2 protein-coding genes are annotated in these 2,458 nt (G+C 77.2%); one reads left to right on the top strand and one right to left on the bottom strand.

Translation table 11 applies throughout. From position 1 onward, the window contains the following. Positions 1-191: 191 nt before the first annotated feature. The gene (locus HCJ92_RS23635) at positions 192-1,310 is read left to right on the top strand and encodes a LacI family DNA-binding transcriptional regulator (protein WP_167935647.1); all 1,119 of its coding nucleotides are present in this window, start codon (positions 192-194) and stop codon (positions 1,308-1,310) included. Positions 1,311-1,723: 413 nt separating this feature from the next. Here the strand turns inward: HCJ92_RS23635 and HCJ92_RS23630 are convergent, their stop codons facing one another. Next, positions 1,724-2,239 (bottom strand): SRPBCC family protein, encoded by a 516-nt coding sequence (locus tag HCJ92_RS23630; protein ID WP_167935646.1) that lies wholly within the window; start codon positions 2,237-2,239, stop codon positions 1,724-1,726. Positions 2,240-2,458 lie beyond the last annotated feature (219 nt).

The following is a 2,458-nucleotide window of genomic DNA, read 5'->3' as shown; positions in this document are numbered from 1 at the left end:
GCCCCCGGACGCGCGCCCCCGGCTCCACGCGCCGCGCCGCCGATGAGGCCGCCGCGGGCCGGCGACCCGCCCACCGGGTGGACCCCCGCTCCCACTTCGCCCGCCCACCGGGCACCGCGCCCGGTCGAGCCGCCGCTACGCTTCCCACCAGACCCACCCAGCACGCCGCCCCAGCCGACCGGAGGACCCGGATGACAGTGACGCTCGCCGATGTGGCGGCCCGGGCCGGTGTCTCGGCGGCGACGGTGTCCCGGGTCCTCAACGGCAACTACCCGGTCGCCACCGCCACCCGCAGCCGCGTGCTGCGGGCGGTGGAGGAGCTGGAGTACGTCGTCAACGGTCCGGCGAGTTCGCTGGCCGCCGCCAGCTCCGACCTCGTGGGCGTCCTGGTCAACGACATCGCCGACCCCTTCTTCGGCATCATCGCCGGGGCAGTGCAGGACACGATCGGCCCGGTGACCTCGGTCCCGGCACAGGGCCGGAAGCTGGCCGTCATCTGCAACACGGGCGGCTCGCCCGAACGGGAGCTGACCTACCTGACGCTGCTCCAGCGGCAGCGGGCCGCGGCCGTGGTGCTCACCGGCAGCGGCACCGACGACCCCGGGCACCGGGCGGCCCTCGCCGCCCGGCTCCAGCGGCTCGCCTCCGGCGGGGTCCGGGTGGTGCTGTGCGGCAGGCCGCTCCCCGCCGAGGAAGCGATCGCCGCGGAGCGTGCCGACGACGCGCTCCCGGCAGCCGGTGGGACCGACCCCGCCGGCCCCCGCCTGGTCACCGTGCCACTGGACAACGAGGGCGGGGCCCGTGCGCTGACCGAGCACCTGCTGGCACTCGGACACCGCCGGATCGGTTACCTCGCGGGGCCCGACCACCGCTCCACCACCCGCCACCGGCTCGCCGGGCACCGCGCGGCCATGGCCGCGGCCGGGCTCCCGTCGCCCCCCGAACACCTGCTGCTGCACGGCACCTTCCACCGGGACAGCGGTTACGCGGGCGCGCTGCGGCTGCTGGACTCGGACCCGGAGCTGACCGCGATCGCCGCCGCCAACGACACCGTGGCGCTCGGGGTGTGCGCGGCGCTGCGCGACCGCGGCCTCCGCGTGCCGCAGGACGTCTCCGTCACCGGCTTCGACGATCTGCCGTTCGCCGCCGACGTCGCCCCCGGCCTCACCACGGTGCGGCTGCCGCTGCGCGAGACGGGACAGGCCGCCGGGCGGGTGGCGCTGGGGCTGGACGTGCCGGAGGACGGCGTCGTGCCGCCCGAGCCGGCGCTGCTCGTCGCACGGGACTCCACGGCGCCGCCCGGGGCCTGAGCGGGGCCGGCCGCAACAGTCCCGAACGGAGCCGTCGACGGCGCGCTGTCCGGTCGGCCGTCACGTCGGAGCGAGGAGCAGAGGTAGCGAGAGCAGGGGCACGGGGCACGCGACGGCTGCGGACGGCGTCCGCCTGGCATGGCAGAGCGACGGGAGCGGCCCGCCGCTGGTGCTGCTCGCGGGTCAGTCCACCACCCGCCTCTGCGGGGACGGGGGTGTGCGGGGTCCGCCGCACGGCGCCACAGCGTCTCCCCGGACCGGGCGGCACCGGCGGGAGCGACCACCCCGACCAGCCCTGCAGCACAAGGGGGTTCGCCGAGGACGTCATCGCCGTGCCTGCGCACGCGTTCTGTTGATCGAGGGCGCGCGTCACACCTACTTCGAGGCTTCCACCCGGTGGCCGGGGCGGCCGGTCAGTTCGCGTCCGTGCCGCCGTCCGCTGCCAGGCCGTCGACCAGCTTGTCGAGCGCGGTGGACCACCCGTCGGACATGTCGGCGGCGTCCGCCGCGCTCAGCACGGCGCTCTGGTGCAGCGTCAGCTCCGTGCCGCCCGCCGCCTCGGCCAGGGCGACGGTGACGACGGCGTACTCGGTGACGGGCGTGCCGTCACCGGCGACGCCCCAGCCGAAGACGACGCGCTCGAACGGCACCAGCTCCCGGTAGGTACCGGCGGAGGGGTAGCGCTCGCCGCTCTCCTCCGAGACCATCACCGCCTCCCAGCCGCCGCCGACCCGGGCGTCGACCCGGACGGTGTCCGTGGGGGTGTGCATCCCCCGGGGGCCGAACCAGCGGGCGAGCGGCCCCGCCTCGGTCCAGGCGCGGAAGACGGCCTCGGGGGAGGCCGTGGTGGTCCGCGTGAGCGTGAAATCGCGCTCCTGCACGTCGGGGTGGGCCCCGGCGGCGGGGTCGGTGCTGTGGGCGTCGTTCATGGTCCGTCTCCTCGTCCCGGCGACCGGGCTGCCCGGACGCGATCTCCCCCGGCCGGGATTCTTCGCCGGACCCCGCTCCGGTGCGGGTGGCTCGCCGGAGCGGGCCGAAGCCGTCCGCCGGACGGTCCAGCGCGGGACCCGTCCGGCGGTGGCCGTTCCGGTGCGGGGGGGGGGAGCCGGGGCGACCGGCGGGCGGGCGGCGGCGCGGTCCCGCCGGAT

This window comes from Streptomyces spiramenti (assembly GCF_012034385.1).
GTDB classification, from domain to species: Bacteria; Actinomycetota; Actinomycetes; order Streptomycetales; family Streptomycetaceae; genus Streptomyces; species Streptomyces spiramenti.
This window is presented reverse-complemented; position numbering and strand designations above follow the sequence as displayed.

Excerpts from the sequence above, each read along its gene's own strand:
- HCJ92_RS23635 (WP_167935647.1), top strand. The coding sequence starts at position 192 with ATGACAGTGACGCTCGCCGATGTGGCGGCCCGGGCCGGTGTCTCGGCG.
- HCJ92_RS23630 (WP_167935646.1), bottom strand. The coding sequence starts at position 2,239 with ATGAACGACGCCCACAGCACCGACCCCGCCGCCGGGGCCCACCCCGAC.